Consider the following 19846-nt stretch of genomic DNA (forward strand, 5'->3'; position numbering starts at 1 on the left):
GTATATATTCATGTTGAAAACAGCTGCAAAAAAGAGTTTAACTGCCATGCTGGCAGGAACCGTCATGCTGACGGGATACACGGGACTCTGGGCTGGTCCTGAAACGGCACATGCTGCCGATCAGGCGATTGAAATTCAGGCCGATGGAGTGAATGAAGCTCGCTTTTTGCAATTATACGCTCAATTAAAAGACCCGGCGAACGGATACTTTTCTCCAGAAGGGATTCCTTATCACTCCATTGAAACGTTGCTGAGTGAGGCACCGGATTATGGACATATGTCTACGTCGGAGGCGTACAGTTACTGGTTGTGGCTAGAAACGATGTATGGTCACTATACGGGCGATTGGAGCAAACTGGAAGCGGCCTGGGATAACATGGAGAAGTACATTATTCCGGTGAATGAAGGGGACGGCAAGGAAGAGCAACCAACGATGAGTTTCTATAATCCGAACAGTCCTGCAACATATGCAGCGGAAAAACCATTCCCTGACCAGTATCCTTCCAATCTGAATGGTCAGTATGCAGCAGGTAAGGACCCACTCGATGCCGAGCTCAAGGCAACCTATGGTAATAATCAGACGTATCTGATGCACTGGCTGATCGACGTGGATGACTGGTATGGATACGGAAATCTGCTGAATCCTTCTCATACAACAACGTATGTGAATACGTTCCAGCGTGGGGAGCAGGAGTCCGTGTGGGAGGCTGTTCCTCATCCATCCCAGGATGATAAATCATTTGGTAAAGCAGGCGAAGGGTTCATGAGTCTGTTTACGAAGGAAAATCAGGCTCCATCGGCACAGTGGCGTTATACCAATGCAACGGATGCGGATGCGCGTGCAGTACAGGTACTGTACTGGGCGAAAGAGATGGGCTATAACAATACGGAGTATCTTGATAAAGCCAAAAAGATGGGTGACTATCTGCGGTACGGGATGTACGACAAGTATTTCCAGAAGGTTGGAAGTGCGAAGAACGGTACACCAACCCCAGGTACAGGTAAAGACTCCAACATGTATCTCATGGCTTGGTATACGTCATGGGGCGGTGGATTGGGTCAAGGCGGGGATTGGGCATGGCGTATTGGGGCAAGTCACACGCACCAAGCCTATCAAAACCCGGTTGCAGCATATGCCCTGTCTGATCCGGCAGGCGGCTTGATTCCAGAGTCACCTACAGCCAAAGCGGACTGGAATGCGACGTTAAAACGTCAGCTCGAATTCTACACATGGTTGCAATCCCATGAGGGTGCAGTTGGCGGCGGGGCAACCAATAGCATTGGTGGTTCTTACGCATCTTATCCGGCAGGTGTGAGCACGTTCTATGATATGGCTTATCAGGAAGCACCAGTATATCGTGACCCGGATTCCAATACGTGGTTCGGATTCCAGGCATGGCCGCTGGAGCGTGTGGCGGAGATGTATTACATCTTGGCAGAGAGCGGTGACTTGACCTCTGAGAACTTCAAAATGGCTAAACAGGTCATTACAAAATGGGTGGACTGGACCAAAGATTATGTGTTTGCTGGTGAGCGCCCTGTAACGGATGCTCAAGGCTACTATTTGAATGCGGCAGGACAGCGTATTCTCGGTGGAAAAAATGTTCAGGTAGCAACAACTCCGGCTCCAGGCGAGTTCTGGATTCCAGGTGGTCAGGAATGGCAAGGACAGCCGGATAAATGGAATGGATTCAGCACCTATACGAATAATCCAAACTTCCATGCCATTACTAAAGATCCAGTACAGGATACAGGGGTACTGGGAAGTTATATCAAAGCATTGACGTTCTTCGCAGCTGGAACTGAGGCAGAGAACGGTACGCTCAGTGTGAAAGGTCAGGAAGCCAAAGACTTGGCTCAGACGTTGCTCGATACAGCTTGGGATTACAATGATGGTGTAGGTATTGTTACAGAGGAAGAACGTAAAGATTACTTCCGTTACTTCGCGAAAGAGATCTATCTCCCGGCGAACTGGACGGGTACGTTCGGTCAAGGTAATACGATTCCAGGCACCGCAGGTGTACCTTCCGATCCGGCAAAAGGCGGGAATGGCGTGTACATCGGATACTCCGATCTGCGTCCTGCAATCAAGCAAGATCCGGCTTGGGCTTATCTGGAGAACAAGTACAAAACATCTTACAACCCGACCACGAAGCAGTGGGAAAATGGTGCACCGACCTTTACGTATCACCGTTTCTGGTCACAAGTTGATATGGCTACCGCTTATGGAGAGTTCGACCGTCTCCTTGGTGACAGCGAAACACCAGGCGTGGAAGCACCTGCCGCTCCTGCAGGTGTAACTGCTGCAGGCGGTGACAAACAAGTGGTCTTGAACTGGAATACTGCGGCGAGAGCAACTTCCTATACCGTAAAACGTGCCGAAGTGAACGGTGGCCCGTATACTTCTGTAGCAACTGGCGTTAGCGGTTCTACGTTTACAGACACCGGACTGACGAATGGAAAAGCATACTATTATGTCATTACCGCTGTAAATAGTGCTGGTGAGTCCGCGCCATCTGCGCAGGTTACGGCAACACCGCAGGCCGGAGTAGCTATACCAGGAGCCTTTACCCTGAGTGGAACAGCAGGGGATGCCAAAGCTGTGCTGAACTGGACGGCTTCAACCGGAGCGGCAACCTATAACGTGCAGCGTTCGACAGGTACAGGTGCGTATGCCAATCTTGCGACAGGGCTGACGGCACTGACGTATACCGATGCAACAGCAGTGAATGGTACGGCCTATAACTACAGAGTGGTTGCCATCAATGCCGATGGACAGACGAACTCGAATGTGGTTGTGCTGACACCGATGGCTGCTCCGATTTCAACCGGAACACTTGAAGTGCAGTATCGCAATGGAGGCTCGGGGGCTTCAGGCAACTCGCTTACACCACAATTCAATGTGAAGAATACAGGTACGACGGCCGTCGATCTGAGCAAAGTGAAACTTCGTTATTACTTTACGAAAGATAGTGCCGCTGATCTGAGCTTCTGGTGTGACTATGCACAGGTTGGCAGTGCCAATGTGCAGGGCAAATTTGTAGCTGTGGAGCCGGCAAAAGGTACGGCAGATACGTATCTGGAGATCAGCTTCACTGCCGGGGCAGGTAGTCTGGCCGCTGGTGCTGAGACAGGAATCATTCAAACACGTTCCTCCAAAAACAACTGGACGAATTTTGATCAATCGAATGATTACTCCTTCGACGCTACACAAACCGCATTTGGTGCATGGACAAAAGTAACAGCATACCAGGATGGCGTGAAGGTATGGGGAATGGAGCCATAATTGAATCAGCAAGCAGAGCATGGAATGAAGGGAAAGGGTTAGTTTCAGGAATTGGGGCCGGGAACGGAAAGCCTGATCTTTTATTCCAATCTGCTGTTGATTATACTTCCGATGAAAGGCCGGGGAGAAATCCCCGGTTTTTTCTCGTGTTCAACGATTTAAATCCATTTATTTTCATTTGTGAAAGAGGGATTCCAGATTGAAGCGGAATGAAACGTAGTAATGTTTTCCAGTTAGATGAGGAGAAATATTAAAATCTAGTGCATAGGTTGCATGCGCGTGTAGCAAAGGTCTGCCTGACCAAAACGTGGAAATCTAAGGTGTATCAATTAGTTACAAAAAATTAACCGTTCATTCCGTGTAGGGTATGCTCTATTTTTCCAGCCGAAGAACGTTTTCCCTGATCCTTAGTGCTCACACTTGTCTCAACCCTTGCAGGACTTTGGGCTGATGAACGTTAGAGAATGCCCGTTTACAATAAGGCGAGCCAGGAAGATGGCTTCTTGGTTAAAATTTTGTAATATCCGGAGGGACACGACATCATGAACTGGAAGAATACCATTGTTACGGCAAGTGTAACAGCAGCAATGCTGATGGGAAGTCTAACAACGGCAGCGCTCACAGGACAGGTATCCGCAGCAGCGGCAGATCAATCGAAAGTAGAAGTCATCTGGGGTGTAAACCTTCGAACCTCACCAACGTCATCTGGTAAAGTCATTCGTATGGTTTCCAAAGGAGAAACATTAACTGTGCTTGAGCAATCCGGATCGGATTGGTATAAAATCAAAGATGCTTCTAATCGGACAGGTTATATCTCGTCTTCATCCAAATACACACAAGCGATAAGCGGTGGATCAACAGCAGGCAATACGGGCACGACTAGCGGTTCAAGTGGCTCGGGTTCTAGTCAGGGCTCAACAAGTCAGGGAAGTGTTGCAGTAGAGAAGGTTATTGCGGCCGGAATGAAATACATGGGGACACCCTATAAATATGCATCGGATCGCGACAGTACGGCAACGTTTGACTGTTCCAGCTTTGTAAGGCGAGCTTTTATTGACGGACTTGGCATTACACTTCCAGCAGACTCACGCCAACAAGGAGATTATGTGAAGAAGAAAGGTACGGTCACAACGAATTGGAAGAACCTGAAACGTGGTGATCTCATGTACTTTATGTCTTACAAAGGCACTTCTGCATCAGCCTACAGTAGCGTGAACAAATCTCGGGCGACGATTACACATACGGGTATTTATTTGGGGAATGGTAAAATATTGCATACATACTCCAACGCTGGCGGCGGCGTGACAGTAAGTGATATTGCCGGCAAGCACTGGGAATCCCGCTTCCTGTTCGGAGGCAGTGCGTTGTAGGACAGTGACATAAAATTAAAACACCTTTCATTTGACCGTTATTTTGGCAAATGAAAGGTGTTTTTTTGTGCTTTAGTTTACAAAGGTGCTATTCCATCGTGATAGAACAATCGGAACAAAATGTCTTGATTGTAGTTACCAAATCCTTCACCATACAGGGTCATTCCGCCGACGTGACGTGCATCTTCCTCCACAGAAAGGCGCAACGTCCACTGATTGCGTTCCACTGGAATGTCAGCGAGTGTGATGCTCGACAGATGCTGTCCATCGATAAACGTACCTTCATGGGTTATGCGTAACACTTTAAGCATGCCATACTGATTAACGATATCACTCCACCAGTCAGGCGTGAATATGCCGCGACCATTGCCGGAGTCACCCGGGCTGGTCCATTCCCCTAAACGAATGCCGTTAAGTGTGAACGTAATATCTGAAGGCCAGTTTGGATTAACGGAAGGGGCTTCTGACCCGATCTCCAGTGACAGCTCAATGGCGTCAATCTGCTGCCCGGTTAACATGTAGTTTGGAATTTTATACTCCACAAATCCGCGTCCCATCCACAAGATATGAGCATGCATCCGGTCCGGGTCCAAAAAATAACGGGGATCATCATATTGTCCAATGACATGGTCAGATGTCGCTAAACCGCAGGTAGGATATACGTCAAAATGCGTGTAGTGCCCAACAGGGATAGAAACCTCGTGAAACTTGCGGGATGTTCCGGTTTCTTGAGGCATGGAGATGCCAATCCAGTCGACAGCCAGGCTGTTCATTTTATGTGTGCCGCCGTCCTTGCGTACCATTTTGGACTGAATAATGCCGACATCTTGAAGCTTGCGGACATGCATAGTAACAATTGCGCTACTCAGTCCGAGGGAAGCCGCTATATCTTTCACATTCATTGGTGTCTCAGCCACAAGGCGGATAATCTGTAGCCGAACTTCACTGGCAAGTGCTTCATATAAAGGGAGCCATTCGGCATCGGTATTTGCTCTGATCACAGATGTTCCTCCAATTTCGTTTATAGAATTAAGTTAAACATAAATTCAATAAAAAGAATAATATTTTTCGAATTTCGGGTTGAAATATGTGTTGTTATCGATTTTAATATAAATATGAACGTTGATCCATAGAATATCAATTAATTTTTATATTAATCTTGGGGAGATGAGATCATTCATGGAAAAAGCGAAAATGACGGTAGATAAAGATTTTACGATTGGTGAAGTGGATAAGCGTTTGTATGGCTCATTCATTGAGCATCTGGGACGTGCTGTATATGGCGGAATTTATGAGCCGGGGCATGCTTCAGCCAATGAGCAGGGGTTCCGTACAGATGTACTGGAAATGGTGAAGGAGCTTCATGTGCCGATTGTACGTTATCCAGGTGGTAATTTTGTATCCGGTTACAATTGGGAGGATAGCGTAGGTCCGGTATCTGAGCGGAAGCGCAGGCTGGATCTGGCATGGAGAACGATTGAAACCAATGAATTTGGTTTTAACGAATTTGTGGATTGGGCTAAACAGGCTAACTCCGAAGTGATGATGGCGGTTAACCTTGGAACACGCGGTGCGGATGCTGCCCGTAATATCGTGGAGTACAGCAACCACCCGGAAGGTTCGTATTACAGCGATCTTCGGATTAAACATGGATACAAGCAGCCTCACGGGATCAAAACATGGTGTCTGGGCAACGAAATGGACGGACCTTGGCAGATTGGGCATAAGACAGCTGAAGAATATGGACGTACTGCCGTGGAGGCAGCCAAAGTCATGAAGTGGACGGACCCAACGATTGAACTCGTCGCGTGTGGAAGCTCGAACCTGGGCATGCCTTCTTTCCCGGACTGGGAAGCAACAGTACTGGATCATACGTATGATCATGTAGAGTATCTGTCTCTTCACCAGTACTATGGTAATCCGGAGGATGATACACCAACCTTCCTGGCACGCTCGTTGGAGATGGATCGTTTCATCGATACGGTGAAAGCGACATGTGATTATATCAAAGCGAAGAAACGCAGTAAAAAGACGATGTATCTGTCCTTTGATGAGTGGAACGTCTGGTATCACTCCCATGAGAATGATTCCAAAATGGACGCATGGCAGATAGCTCCGCCGCAGCTGGAGGATATTTATAATCACGAGGATGCACTCTTGGTGGGTTGTATGCTGATCAGTATGCTTAAACATGCGGATCGGGTTAAAATGGCGTGTCTGGCTCAACTCGTTAACGTCATTGCTCCGATTATGACCGAAACGGGCGGAGCATCATGGAGACAGACCATCTTCTATCCGTTCATGCATGCATCTGTATATGGCCGTGGCACAGCACTTGTGCCTCTGATTCAATCACCGAAATACGATACGAAAGAAATTACAGATGTTCCTTATCTGGAAGGTATTGCGGTGCATAACGAAGAGCAGGGAGAAGTAACTGTGTTTGCGGTCAATCGTCACTTGCAAGAATCTCTGCCGCTTGAAGTGGATCTGCGCAGTTTTGGCAAATGCACTCTGATCGAGCATATCGTTCTGGAAGCGGACGATCTCAAAGCGGTTAACACAGCTGCACAGCCTAACAATGTTGTTCCGCACAATCGTGGAGGAGCAGTAGTATCCGATACGCTCATCACCGCGAGTCTGGCGAAAGCATCCTGGAACGTGATTCGTTTGAAGGTGCAATAAGAGGCAGGCAGTGGCTTTATGATGGTATGCAAGCCACTGAATTGATGCTAAGGCTGGCGTGAGATAAGGTTAAGACTGAAACGACACGAGTGTTTAAGTAGGTTCAATCTGAAATAGAGTAAGTTTGAAGTGTGTAAGTAAGGCCGACGTGCAACAAAAAACGGTATGCGAATATTCGCATACCGTTTTTTTGTTGCTCCCCAGTAGAGTTCCTTTTCAACATCCAATTGCGCTAACGATCACAGGAAACCTTATTTAGGCATTTAACGCCGCATTTTAATTCTAACGATCATGAGAGACGTTATTTTAGTAAAAAGGGGTGAAATTCCAGGGAAAAGTGGGCATTTCGCTGAAATAGGGTCCGCTGTGATCGTTAGAATTTTAAAGTGGCGAAAACACTCCAAATAGGGTCTACTGTGAGCGTTAGAAAGGCCAGCGAGTAAGTTACATCATACGAATGGATGACTGGAGGGAATCAATATCATCTAATATAAATTAGAAATTGAAATTTTTAGCGAATAAAGTCGAAAAATATCAACTTATATTATATTTTCTATGATAGTATAGCATTATATTCCAGACGTTATCGGCAATACGGGGGTGTTCCGCGTTAAAGCGTCCCGGAGTATACACAGGTGAATAAGGGAGAGCGATGCTATGGAGCGAAGGTTGGTTTTGAGGGTTACAGCAATCTGCTTGATTGTGAGTTTGGTTTTAACAACGTTGGGGAGGGTTCCTGTTGTGTTCGCTGCTCTGGCTAAACCGACAGTTACCTCCAAAGTAGAAAGCATTGAGGTTACCGGCTTTGAAGCCGATGCTGTACTGAAGCTCTACCGGGTCAATGGCGGAGGACTGGTAGCTACGTCTCCACCCGTTACAGGCACATATTTATTTGAGCAAGTCGTCCCTGATCGGGACGGATATTATGTGGAACAAACAGTGAACGGGGCGACAAGCCCAAATTCTGACTTTGTTAATGCCAGTCTCCGCACTCCGCAAGCGGAAGGTGATGTGGAGCAAGTCAAGGTTACCGATGTTTATCCTGGAGCGGAAGTGAAACTGTATGAATCTAACGGGACACCTGTTAGCATCACCGCTGAATTACAATCCCCTAACACGGTGCTGTTCAAAAACGTGCCAGCAGGAACAGGTTACTATGTTGTTCAGAAATTTAATGAAGTCGTTAGTACAGGCTCGAACCAAGTCACTGTAACTCCAGAAAGGCCTACAGCGGAAGCCAAACTGGAACTGGAACCCGAACAGATTGTAGTCAGCAACTTTCATTAGGGTGCTATTCTAAAGCTGTATCAGGTGAGTAATGGTGAATTAATATCTACTTCGCCTTCCGTTTCCGTGACGGATGTTACGTATACGTTTAAGGCCGTGGTGCCTCAAAAGTTAGGCTATTATGTAACGCAAACGTTAAATAACGTAGAAAGTAAAAATTCCGATTTTACGAATTCCATCTTGCGAAAGCCACAAGCCATTGTGGATGCTAATTCAATCAAAGTCAGCAACATTTATCCAGGAGCAGCCGTTACGCTGCACAATCAGGATGGAACTTTATTTTCTGACACGCCTGAGCAACAGGATGGAACGATTATTTTTTCTAATCTGAACAGTCGTTCCTACTACTTTGCGAAGCAAACCATCAATGAAGTTGTCAGGGATTCTGATGTCGTTTACGTATCACCAAACATTCCCGGGCAACCTGTAGCTGTAGGCAAGGAGGAAAGCATTGAGGTCAGCGGTTTTACATCCGGAGCGATCCTGAAACTGTACCGCGCATCGAATGGCTCCCCTGTAGCCACGTCGCCTCCTGTAACACAGAGCCCATACCTTTTTCAATTAGTTGAGCCTCAATCCGGAGGAGGATACTACATTACTCAGACGGTTAACGGAGAGGCAAGTAAGAATTCTGAATTCGTAAATTCCACTTTGCGAAAACCTCAAGCTAGTGCTGATTCCACTTCGGTCACGGTCAGCAATGTATATCCAGGTGCAACCGTTTCTTTATACAAAGGAACTGGGGGATTGGTTTCATCAGAGACAGCAGGCATGGGACAGTCAGAAAAAGTAATTTTTACAGGGTTGGAGAAACGAACCGAATATTATGCTGTACAGCAGATCAACGGTGTAGTAAGTGAATCCACCAGCAACGTCGAACTTTCCATCTCCAAGCCTGGCAGTCCGACAGTAGTAACTGGAACGGAATATATTGACGTAAGCGGATTCACCACTGGAGCTGTATTGAAGCTCTATCTGGTAGAGGGCAACGGCATATTGAAAGCTATCTCCGAACCCGTTACAGGAAGCACATATCGTTTTGAAAATGTATTACCTGATAATAGAGAGTACTATGTAACACAAACCATAGACGGTGAAGAAAGTGATAATTCCGTTTTTGTCGGTGTTCAATTGCGGAAACCTGTAGGGAGTGTAGGTGTTGGATATCTGGATGTCGATCAGGTTTATGATGGAGCGACGGTCAGCTTATATCTAACGAACGGTATACCGGTTTCGAATGCGCCTGAATCGCAACTCGACGGCAAAATGCGATTTGACAATCTGCCAGCAGGCGGAGAGTATTATGTGGTGCAAAGTATTAACGGTGTGGTTAGTGAAGCGACACCTTGGCTGAAAATCCCTACCGTTCCTCATGCGCCAAGAAATGTAAAAGCAATTGCAGGCAATGGTCAGGCGACGATCACCTTTGATGTTCCACGTGAGGATGGAGGCAGCCCGATCACCGAATATGAAGTGACAGCTTCCCCAGGTAATATTCAGGTAAAAGGAACTTCAAGCCCAATGACCATAACAGGTCTGACCAATGGCGTAAGTTATACGTTTGCGGTTAAAGCAATTAATGTAGTAGGTAGCAGTCTCGCATCTACTCCTTCAAATACCGTTATTCCTGCGTTGCCTTCAAGCGGAGGTGGTTCAGACAACAGCTCTGGTTCAGGTGGGGTAACGACCGGTGGTACATCATCGACACCTCAGCCGGGCATCAATCAAGGCATCAATGTTTTGGTTAATGGTGTATCCGAACAGATCGGCTTCTTAACTCAAACGACCAAAGAGGGTCAAATTGTAAGCAAGGTTAGCATGGATCCAGAAAAATTAAAACAGAAGTTGGCTACCGAAGGTTCAGGTGCTGTAGTTACCATTCTGGTGCCTTCTGGCGCAGATGTGTTGGTCGGTGAACTGGACAGCTCCATGATCCAAGAGATGCAAACATCCCGCGCGGTTCTGAAGTTACAAACGGATTTTGCAACATACAGCCTTCCTGTCAGCCAGATTTCACTTGATTCACTTGTTAAAGGTTTTGGCGAGGGAACTGCCTTGCAGAGCATGAAGGTACAAGTGGAGATAGGCAAACCTGCTCAGGCGGCAAATGATGCTGTAAATCGCGCTGCGCAACAAAATCAATTTACAGTTGAAGGTGCACCCGTTGAATTCGCAGTGAGGGGAGTGTACGGCGATCAATCCGTAGATATCCATCAATTTAACACGTATGTCGAGCGAACAATCACTCTTGAAAATGGTAAAACCAATTCCGGTATTACCACAGGTGTAGTTGTTAACCCGGACGGAACCGTACGGCATGTACCTACTCGTATTTTGCTCAGAGATGGAAGCTATGTAGCGGTAATCAACAGTCTGAGCAACAGCACGTATGCCCTGATTCTGAATCCCGTTCAATTCAAGGATATGGTTGGACACTGGGCACAGAACACCGTAAATGATATGGGTTCCAGAATGATCATTGAGGGAACAGGAAATGGAAACTATAGTCCGGATCAGCAGATGACCCGTGCCGAGTTTGCCACGATCATTACACGAGCGCTGGGAATTGCACCGAGAGCTGTTGATAATATGTTCTCTGATGTATCTCAGAAAGCGTGGTATTCAGCTTCGATTGGCAGTGCCAATGAGTATAATCTGGTTAACGGTTATGCAGATGGAAGCTTTAAACCTGATCGTAATATGACCCGGGAAGAAGCTATGGTTTTATTAGCCAGAGCATTGGAACTGGCAGCACCATCCGCAACGATATCAGAGGCACAGGCTCAACAGATTCTTGCGGATCATGGGCTTGAAAAAGGCATATCTTCCTGGGCCGTCAAGAGTGCAGCGCAGATGATTGAAGCAGGTGTGATCACTGGTCGAGGCAGAACTAATTTGGCACCTGATGCATTCGTTACCCGCGCCGAGGTGGCTCAGATGGTAGCACGTTTGCTTGCTAAGACTAATCTGATTTGAGCAACATGTAAACTAGAGTAATTAACTTAATTTAAAACTAAAGTATCCATAAAAGACCGCATCACCCTAACAAAAGGGGATGCGGTCTTTTATTCAAATATACTCTCTTCAAACAATGACCCTTCGCTTACGTCTGTGATTCAAAACTCGAAGCTTTCCCCGTCCATTGGAATGAGTACATTATTGTCCAACTGCTCTTTTGTCAGATAAGCGGCTAGATCCGCGCGTGTTGTCATGCAGTGGTTGATGACATCCATGTGAACGGCGATGAGGTGAGCAGAAGGTGCAGCGTGTTTCACGGCAGCAACGTCGGGTCCATCCATCGTGATGGGATCACCCTGCAAGAAGCGTGCACCCCCGGCGTTGAGTACAATGACCTCCGGTTTATATTGCTTGATCGCTGTCGCGGGCTCATCACACCAGATCGTATCTCCGGCAATGTAGGTGACGGGTTCTTCATCCGCTTCTAGCACAAAACCGGATACCTTGCCCATACGTTTGCCAATCTCCCCTGTACCGTGCTGACCGGATGTACGCGAGAATTGCACCGAATGATGCACATGCTCTACGTCGACAGGGGTTACATCCGTAAATCCTGCTTTTATGAAAATAGGCTCGTCCCCCGGCTGACACAGCAATGGGATATCTTTTTGCAGTTGATTTGCGGCTGCTTCATCCCAGTGGTCGGGATGGGTATGCGTCACGATAAGCAGATCAGGCTTGAGATAATCCGTTTCAATCTCGGGCAGATGGATTCCAGGATTCCGTAGCTCATTTGGCGTGTTTGGAAAAGCAGGCATACTTTCGGCATCCATTAGCATGGGGTCAACCAGAATCTTTAGACCGCCGTATTCCAGCCACAGGGTGGCATGCCTTATCAATTGGATTTTCATTTGATTTGCACTCCTTCGGGTTCTCTCTTAGTATTATCCTATATGTTATACAACCCGATTCATGTCGTACATAACCTGCTGAATGCATATCGGCCCGACTATTTTCAAGGTGAAAGGAATGCTGAGTACCTATGAACGAAATGATAGACGCCACGGATGTACGCATTTTGCAGATTCTGATCCGGGATGCCAAGCGTTCGAACAAGGAGATCGGGGAGGAAGTGCATCTGACAGGACAAGCGGTTGGGGCGAGAGTTCGCAAGTTGCAGGACCTGGGGGTCATTGAAGGGTATACGGTAAAATGGAACCCGGACCGCCTCGGCCTTGGCTTGAAGGCATTTGTCACGGTATTTCTGAACTCTGGCGATAAACATGCTGCCTTCCGTGCGTTTGTGGCAGGGCGTGAGGACATTGTTGAAGTCCACCGTGTCAGTGGAGAAGGTTGTTACCTGATGCAGGTGCAGACAGGGACAACGGAACAACTCGGTGAACTGCTGGAAGCACTGCTACCGCTAGGTAATTATAGGGTGAGTTTATCCATTGGAGTGGAGAAATCATCATCCTGAAGGTCCTGACCTGGACAAGTTCAATCCAGGTCAGGACCTTGATGTTCCCTTAACGTCTTTTGGAGAGTAGACAAGGAGGACTGTAGCTCTTTTTTTCCAAACAAATGGTCCGTATGAATATGAACTCGAGTGCCGTCCTTCAGATACAAGGCGTACATGGGGGAGGCGGATAATTGCCATTTGCTTCGGGCAGGTGTAGCAAGCTCGATCTTGCGAATCTGGTTCCATGGAATATGGCGCTGACCCGCATGGAGAGATTGTTCATCCCATGAGACGAGGATCGCCACGCGCTGAATGGAACGGGTCCAAAACATAAAGAAAAACGGTCCCACCATCCACATGCCGAGTATCGCAGCCATAGGGTAATAGATTTTCTCCACACTCTCGGTCTGCCCGGCAACGATAACCCATAAGAGCAGTACACATAAGGCGAGAAACAGGAAACAAAGGCTCCCTTTCCAGATCGCTGTGATGCGACGATAGCGAATTTCCCCCTGATGGTGTTCCTCAGAAGTTGCAGGCAACATCATCGTCACCTCCTTTCATTGCAGATTCATATGTAAAAAATGCCGCCTGCACGAGCAGAGCGGCCTGTTTGACCTGTGCATCCTATATCAAGTTTACGAGTTCTTGCGTCATTTAGGTAGGGCAGTTTTGAACAATTAGTTAATTTAATCTTAGCGGTTCTAGGGCCGTATGTCCTGTTGAGAGGAATGTTGTAATTCAAACTAACGCTAAAAATATTACCCCAACTTGCTAGGTTGTTGTCCTGCTTCCCGTGCGTGCTGGTACAAATCCGCATACACGCCTTGGCTCGCAACCAACTCCTGATGTGATCCTTCCTCGACGATAGACCCTTGTTCCATGACCAGAATTCGGTCAGCATGCATGACTGTAGACAGGCGATGTGCAATCACTATTGTGGTTCTGCCTTGGGATACGGACTCCAGCGCATTTTGTACGAGTTGTTCAGTATGTGAGTCCAGGTTGGCGGTAGCTTCATCGAGAATAAGAATGCGTGGCTGGAATACAACGATTCGTGCAAACGAGATCAGCTGTCGTTCACCGGCAGATAACCCGCTTCCGCGCTCGGACAGACGGGTGTCATAGCCTTGCGGCAAACGACTTATCATCGCATCTGCCCCAACAAATCGGCATGCTTCCATCGCTTGCTCACGTGTAATATCCTCCCTGAACATTCTCACGTTATCAATAATGGTGCCTGAGAACAGGAAAGGCTCCTGTTGAATCAGCCCCACAATCCGGTGAAGTGTTGCTTGTGGAATGTGGCGAATGTCGGTGCCATCGATTTGAATGCTGCCTTGATTAACGTCATAGAACCGATTGAGCAGGGAGATCAGTGTGCTTTTGCCCGCTCCGGTTGTACCCACAATACCGACCATCTCCCCAGGGTACAGGTGCAGATTCATATGTTGAATAATAGGGCGATCTGCCTTGTAACCGAAGGATACATCATTAAAATCAATCTGACCCATCACAAGTTGCGGTTCCAGCGGCGAAGCCTGATCCGGGGACGGGTCATGTACTTCAGGCCTCGTGTTCAGAATGTTCCAGATCCGATCCATCGAAACCGTGGTCGATTGAAAGGTATTCCACTGCATTGTAATCTGGTTGATCGGTTGAAAAAACTGACGAATGTAGCTGATAAACGCATACAGCACCCCGACTTGCAAAGACTCACCCAGTACGGCGCGACCACCCAGCCACACCATCATCACCAGCGCCGCGTTACCGAGGATGTCAAACGTCCGGTTAAAAATAACATTGGAACGTGCCTGTGTAATGTTTGCCTCCAGATGAAGGGCGTTCTGTTCTTTGAAGCGTTTCTTCTGCTCTTCTTCTTGGTGGAACGCCTGAATCAGGAACATACCCGACAGGTTTTCCGCCGTAAACGCGATCAGACGAGAAAGGCGTGTGCGTGCATTCTGATAGGCGCTCCGCAGCCTGCGGCGGAACAGGGCAGCCACGACAGCGATGACCGGAAGTACGATGAGTGAATAACCGGCGAGCATAGGATCGAGCTGAAACATGAAAAAGATAATGAGCACCAGCATCATGCCATCCCGAATCAGACTGAGCAATACTTGGGTGAAGAAACTGCTGATCGTCTCCGTATCGCTGGACACATTGGTCACCAGACTGCCGATATGAAAGCGGTCAAAGAAGGACATGGACATTTTGGAAATATGTCTAAACAAATCCTTGCGAATGCGAGCGACGATGCTCTGTCCGACATGTTGCAATAGATTATTTTGTATATAGGTAAAAATAAAACTGATTACAGCCAGCCCCAGAAAAACGGCGGCGAGTTTAACGAGAAACAAGGTGCTGGTTTGACCTACAGCCAGATGGTCATCGATAGCGATCTTGACCAGATAAGGCTGCAACAAATCGGCGGATATGCCGAGCAAGGAGCAGAAAAATATGCCGGCAAAGGCCCAACGATGCGGTTTGGCATAACCCATCATTTCTTTAAATGAAGCACGTTTACTGTGCTGATCGTTGGTGGAGGCCTCCGATTGATTGGTACGTTTAGAATTATGGTTGGTGTGTTTAGGATTCGCATCCGCATCAGACATGATGTAATCCCTCCTCCTGCAAACGATAGGTCGCTGCATACAGCCCTTTGGCAGCCATCAACTCCGCATGTGTCCCTTGTTCAACAATCTGTCCTTCATCCAACACGAGGATGACATCCGCATGACGGACGGCACTGATACGGTGAGAGATGATTAAGGTGGTTTTGCCTTTGCCGATCTTACGTAGACTGCGGAGAATGCCTGTTTCGGTAACGGCATCTACGGCACTCATACTGTCATCCAAAATTAAGATTTGAGCCTGCTTGATCAATCCGCGAGCGAGACTGGTACGTTGCCGCTGTCCGCCAGACAGTGTAAGTCCACGTTCACCCAGCAGGGTATCGAAACGATCAGGGAAACGCACAATATTTTCATAGATCATCGCTTGTTTGGCGCTGTCTTCTACGTCACCCATAGGCGCTTCACGGTCGCTGAATGCAATGTTGTCCCGTATGGTGGTGCTGAATAAAAAGCCGTCCTGAGGCACATAAGCGATTTGAGACCTGAGACTGTCCAGTGACAGTTCCCGAATGTCTGTGCCATTGATGAAAATGCTGCCTTCCGGCGGTTCGTATGTACGGAGCAGCAGCTTGACCAGTGTGCTTTTGCCTGAACCTGTTTTACCGACAATGCCAACCGTACGCCCCGCATGAATCTGGAGCTGGATATGTTTTAGCGCAGGCGATGAGCTACCTGGATAATGGAACGTCAAATCGTTGATCTTAATTTCCTGCATGTTCTGCAGTGTCTCTGCCTCAGGGATCTCCTGTACATCGGGTTCTTCACTGAGGAGATCATTCACTCTTTCGAGCGAGGCTCCTGAACGTTGCATCGTATTAATCACGTTACCAATCTGCTGAAGTGGACCCATGATGATTCGCAGATACAAGGTCAGAGCGACAAAGCTACCTAGCGTAATGGAGTTTTGCATTGTCAGAATGCCGCCAACCAGCAGCGAAATTACGAGAGACGTTGCACCGAGCAAAGGAAGTGTAGCCTGAAAAAGGGAAGATAGACGAACTAACCGTAGCTGTTTATTTTTGATATCCTCCACGGTTGCGCCAAAACGTGAACGAGCGTTATCCTCGATGGCAAATGTTTTGATGACGCGAATACCGCCAAGCTGCTCCTCCGCAGATTCCGTCATTGTGGCGAGCGCCTCTTGCACATCACGGGAGCGCTTTCGAATCCGTGGGCCGAAGAACACAACCAGGAATGGAATGGCCAGCAGAGGTACAATGCTGATCAGGATCAGTGTCAGCGGAATGCCGCTAAGCAGCATCATCACTACACAGGACAATAATAGAAAGGCAGCATTGGTCATCATCGTAACCCCGTTGGATATGGCTTCCCGGACGGAAGTGACATCATTCATAAAATAGCTGAGCAGCTTGCCGTTGCCCTGTTTGGAAAAATAGTGCTCGCTAAGCTCGGAAAACTTGCGGAATATCCGCTCGCGCGTTATAAATTCAAATCGCCGACCCAGTTTCATAATCATGAACTGGCCGGTACCAAACAGCAGATTGTATGCAATTGCAATCGCAAGTAGCGACAAGCTGTAACGGATCACCGTCTGCATCTGTAGTGTTTTCTGTAGGAGTTGATCCGTAAAGTTGCCCAGAATACGGGGCAGTGAGGCCTGACCGACATTGGACGCAATGATCAAAAGAACAGCGAGGAGATAGATAGGCCAGTTGGATAACACATAACCGCGCAGCAAACCTTTTTTGGACATAGGTGTGGGTTCTCCTTTGTTACGAAGTCAAGAAAAGGGCAGACACCTTATCGTAGCGTGTCATGCCCTCTTACTTTATGCGAACTTGTTTGTTATTTATCCGTCAACCGATGAATCTTTATATTTATATTTTCGCGCTAATATAAGTCGTTGTCAACGTACTAGTACAGCTTGAAATAGGCTACCGATACACCGCAAATCATATGCCTTGTTATGAAGTTGTATTCACCAAATGCGAAAAGAACTGAAACATTTTACGAAGATGTCCCGTCTGTAGGGATGAAAAGATGAAAAACAGGTTTTACTAATCATAATGGAGGTGCCAGGAAATGAAACATAAAAAAGGATTGGCTGCTACACTTGCGCTATGCGTTTCTTTGACAGCAGGAGGTGCTTCTGTATTTGCATTTTCCGACATTAAGGATGAGGGCCAGAAGACGGTTGTGGATACTTTGAAATCGAAGGGAATTGTGAATGGAGTAACGGCGGATCTGTTCAGGCCGGATGTTGCTCTGTCCGAACCGCAGGGAATTCAGTTAATTGTTAAAGCATTTGGTTTGAAAAATGCATATGCGGAAGCTTCCGCTCAGAATAAAATCAGTCCGGATACCTGGTATGCAGATGCTGTGCAAGCGGCAACTCAGAATGGCCTTTCCGTTCCTGTAGAAGTGAATCCGCAAGGCAAGATGACGCGTGAACAATTTGTTATTTTGCTGCATGAGGGAATTAACACGACCGGTAATTATCCGGTAATCATGAAGTATAATGAAGTGAAGGATGAAAAAAAATTAAGTAAGGACGCCATATCTGCGGTCCAGAACTTGCTGAACATGAACATCATTGAACTGGACAAGGACGGAAACTTCCGCCCGGATCAGTCGCTTACTCGTATGGAGGCAGCCAGTATGATTTTCAATGCGCTTGAGTTTGTGGATCAGCATAGTGATGACGGTTCAACTGAACCGGCCCCAACGAATCCCGGTGAAGGTCAGCAAGCCATCGTACCTGCGGTAACGATCAGCAAAGTGGATGACAAAACAAGTAAAGTAACCCTGACGGCTGAAATGCCGCACCCGGGTTACGGATTGAAAATTGATGAAGTAAAGCTGGATAAGGATAAACATGCTATTGTCAAATACTCCATCGTGCAGCCTGATCCGGATATGATGTATCCAATGGTTATTACCAAAGTAACGGCAGAAGCCGAAATTCCAACGGGCTACACCGCTGAAGCACAGCCTTCTGGCAAGTAAAGCATATGTAAGGTTGCTCACATTACCAGTTGCCTCCAGAAAACTAGAAAACCATCTAACTGATCGTATGCTCTATGAAAGGGTGCCAGCCAGTTGCCAGTCAAGTGATCTGATTAGCATCCAACTATGGGAAAGTTCGGTCAGATGGTTTTCGTGTGATCAGGTTAGCCAGTCATTACTGGCTGGCCTTTTTTTGCGTGGAGAGCCTGAGTGATGAGTAAGCTTGAAGCGCTAACGATCACCACAGAGCTTATTTTGGCGAAAATGAGGTGTTTTAAAATCTAACGATCCTCATGGACCTATGTCAAGAAAGTAGACACTTACGCGACGGATTTGTCCGTAAACTTCTTCGCAAAACGAGTAGGGGAAAGATAACCTAGCGCACCATGCATTCGCTTGCGGTTGTAATAGAACTCAATGTACTGGTAAATGGCGTTATACGCCTCTTCTGGATTCTTAAAACGAGGGTTACAGTAAATGAGTTCCTTCTTCAAAATACTGTGCCAAGACTCGATACATGCGTTATCGTAACAGTTTCCTCGGCGGCTCATACTGAGCTCCATACCATACGATTTCAGTTGCTCCACGTATTCTTTTGACGTGTACTGTGAGCCACGATCCGAGTGATGGAGCAATCCTGAAGCGGGGCGTTTGGCCTGGTAAGCATCTTTCAATGCATCTAACACCAAGCTCGTTTCCATATGGTTGTACAGGCGCCAGCCCACAATCTCACGCGTACACAAATCCAGAACACTGGCGAGATATAACCGGCCTCCACGGCAGGGAATGTAGGTGATATCGGTGACCCATGCGGTATTCGGTTTGGACGTTTGAAATTGCTGGTTCAGCGTATTTGGTGCAATGGGATGATGATGGTTAGAATCCGTCGTCTGGACACGATACCGAGGACTGTGCACGGAACGAAGATTCATTTGACGCATGTATATACTGACGGTACGGGAAGAGATTTTGTATCCTTCCAGATGGAGCGCATACGTAATTTTCGGACTTCCACACCGCTTCTGGTGGTCGTAGAAATGAAACCGAATACGCTTCATGATTTCAGTTCTCCGATGCTGTTGCTTACTGGTTAGATCCATCCGCCACTTGTAATATCCGCTCCGTGACACGTGTAACAGAGTGCACATCTTCTCCAAAGAAAACTGGGAGCGATGGTCTTCCACAAACTGAAACC

The 19846-nt window shown here is 47.3% G+C and carries 13 protein-coding genes; 7 read left to right on the plus strand and 6 right to left on the minus strand.

Features of this window, described 5'->3' with window-relative positions; translation table 11 throughout:
- Window positions 1-10 precede the first annotated feature (10 nt).
- Together MKY23_RS05835 and MKY23_RS05840 are read left to right on the plus strand one after the other, a co-directional pair.
- Window positions 11-3286: a glycoside hydrolase family 48 protein gene (locus MKY23_RS05835; protein ID WP_339836234.1), complete on the plus strand. Its 3276-nt coding sequence runs from the start codon at window positions 11-13 to the stop codon at window positions 3284-3286.
- Between the two features lie 542 nt (window positions 3287-3828).
- Complete coding sequence (locus MKY23_RS05840) at window positions 3829-4656, plus strand: SH3 domain-containing C40 family peptidase (RefSeq protein WP_339836239.1); 828 nt, start codon at window positions 3829-3831, stop codon at window positions 4654-4656.
- A 77-nt stretch (window positions 4657-4733) separates the two neighbouring features.
- Here MKY23_RS05840 and MKY23_RS05845 read toward each other — a convergent pair whose 3' ends face one another.
- Window positions 4734-5657: an ArsR family transcriptional regulator gene (locus tag MKY23_RS05845; RefSeq protein WP_154960547.1), complete on the minus strand. Its 924-nt coding sequence runs from the start codon at window positions 5655-5657 to the stop codon at window positions 4734-4736.
- Window positions 5658-5835: 178 nt separating this feature from the next.
- On the opposite strand from MKY23_RS05845, the gene MKY23_RS05850 reads away from it, so the two are divergent.
- From MKY23_RS05850 to MKY23_RS05860, 3 genes are all read left to right on the plus strand, one after another.
- Window positions 5836-7341 (plus strand): alpha-N-arabinofuranosidase, encoded by a 1506-nt coding sequence (locus MKY23_RS05850; RefSeq protein ID WP_154890768.1) that lies wholly within the window; start codon window positions 5836-5838, stop codon window positions 7339-7341.
- A gap of 741 nt (window positions 7342-8082) precedes the next feature.
- Window positions 8083-8628 carry a hypothetical protein gene (locus tag MKY23_RS05855; protein ID WP_339836245.1) on the plus strand — a complete coding sequence of 182 codons (546 nt, stop codon included), beginning with the start codon at window positions 8083-8085 and terminating at the stop codon, window positions 8626-8628.
- A gap of 24 nt (window positions 8629-8652) precedes the next feature.
- Window positions 8653-11604 (plus strand): S-layer homology domain-containing protein, encoded by a 2952-nt coding sequence (locus MKY23_RS05860; RefSeq protein WP_339836248.1) that lies wholly within the window; start codon window positions 8653-8655, stop codon window positions 11602-11604.
- A gap of 140 nt (window positions 11605-11744) precedes the next feature.
- Here MKY23_RS05860 and MKY23_RS05865 read toward each other — a convergent pair whose 3' ends face one another.
- The gene (locus MKY23_RS05865; protein ID WP_339836252.1) at window positions 11745-12497 is read right to left on the minus strand and encodes an MBL fold metallo-hydrolase; all 753 of its coding nucleotides are present in this window, start codon (window positions 12495-12497) and stop codon (window positions 11745-11747) included.
- A 131-nt stretch (window positions 12498-12628) separates the two neighbouring features.
- Here MKY23_RS05865 and MKY23_RS05870 point away from each other — a divergent pair, with 131 nt between their 5' ends.
- Complete coding sequence (locus MKY23_RS05870; protein ID WP_339836254.1) at window positions 12629-13063, plus strand: Lrp/AsnC family transcriptional regulator; 435 nt, start codon at window positions 12629-12631, stop codon at window positions 13061-13063.
- Between the two features lie 20 nt (window positions 13064-13083).
- Here the strand turns inward: MKY23_RS05870 and MKY23_RS05875 are convergent, their stop codons facing one another.
- The 3 genes from MKY23_RS05875 to MKY23_RS05885 all read right to left on the minus strand — a co-directional run bounded on the left by MKY23_RS05875 (window position 13084) and on the right by MKY23_RS05885 (window position 17398).
- Complete coding sequence (locus tag MKY23_RS05875; RefSeq protein WP_339836256.1) at window positions 13084-13593, minus strand: hypothetical protein; 510 nt, start codon at window positions 13591-13593, stop codon at window positions 13084-13086.
- 213 nt (window positions 13594-13806) lie between these two features.
- Window positions 13807-15552: an ABC transporter ATP-binding protein gene (locus MKY23_RS05880; protein ID WP_339839252.1), complete on the minus strand. Its 1746-nt coding sequence runs from the start codon at window positions 15550-15552 to the stop codon at window positions 13807-13809.
- Window positions 15553-15655: 103 nt separating this feature from the next.
- Window positions 15656-17398 carry an ABC transporter ATP-binding protein gene (locus MKY23_RS05885; protein WP_339836259.1) on the minus strand — a complete coding sequence of 581 codons (1743 nt, stop codon included), beginning with the start codon at window positions 17396-17398 and terminating at the stop codon, window positions 15656-15658.
- 329 nt (window positions 17399-17727) lie between these two features.
- Between MKY23_RS05885 and MKY23_RS05890 the strand changes: the two genes are divergently transcribed.
- On the plus strand, window positions 17728-18651 hold the full coding sequence (locus MKY23_RS05890) for an S-layer homology domain-containing protein (protein WP_339836261.1): 924 nt from the start codon (window positions 17728-17730) through the stop codon (window positions 18649-18651).
- Between the two features lie 320 nt (window positions 18652-18971).
- Here the strand turns inward: MKY23_RS05890 and MKY23_RS05895 are convergent, their stop codons facing one another.
- Window positions 18972-19835: an IS3 family transposase gene (locus MKY23_RS05895; RefSeq protein ID WP_339834079.1), complete on the minus strand. Its 864-nt coding sequence runs from the start codon at window positions 19833-19835 to the stop codon at window positions 18972-18974.
- Between the last annotated feature and the right edge of the window lie 11 nt (window positions 19836-19846).

Source organism: Paenibacillus sp. FSL R7-0272, from assembly GCF_037969905.1.
In the GTDB taxonomy this organism is placed as follows: domain Bacteria; phylum Bacillota; class Bacilli; order Paenibacillales; family Paenibacillaceae; genus Paenibacillus; species Paenibacillus polysaccharolyticus.

Excerpts from the sequence above, each read along its gene's own strand:
- MKY23_RS05835 (WP_339836234.1), top strand. The coding sequence starts at position 11 with ATGTTGAAAACAGCTGCAAAAAAGAGTTTAACTGCCATGCTGGCAGGA.
- MKY23_RS05840 (WP_339836239.1), top strand. The coding sequence starts at position 3,829 with ATGAACTGGAAGAATACCATTGTTACGGCAAGTGTAACAGCAGCAATG.
- MKY23_RS05850 (WP_154890768.1), top strand. The coding sequence starts at position 5,836 with ATGGAAAAAGCGAAAATGACGGTAGATAAAGATTTTACGATTGGTGAA.
- MKY23_RS05865 (WP_339836252.1), bottom strand. The coding sequence starts at position 12,497 with ATGAAAATCCAATTGATAAGGCATGCCACCCTGTGGCTGGAATACGGC.
- MKY23_RS05870 (WP_339836254.1), top strand. The coding sequence starts at position 12,629 with ATGAACGAAATGATAGACGCCACGGATGTACGCATTTTGCAGATTCTG.
- MKY23_RS05875 (WP_339836256.1), bottom strand. The coding sequence starts at position 13,593 with ATGATGTTGCCTGCAACTTCTGAGGAACACCATCAGGGGGAAATTCGC.
- MKY23_RS05880 (WP_339839252.1), bottom strand. The coding sequence starts at position 15,552 with ATGATGGGTTATGCCAAACCGCATCGTTGGGCCTTTGCCGGCATATTT.
- MKY23_RS05885 (WP_339836259.1), bottom strand. The coding sequence starts at position 17,398 with ATGTCCAAAAAAGGTTTGCTGCGCGGTTATGTGTTATCCAACTGGCCT.
- MKY23_RS05890 (WP_339836261.1), top strand. The coding sequence starts at position 17,728 with ATGAAACATAAAAAAGGATTGGCTGCTACACTTGCGCTATGCGTTTCT.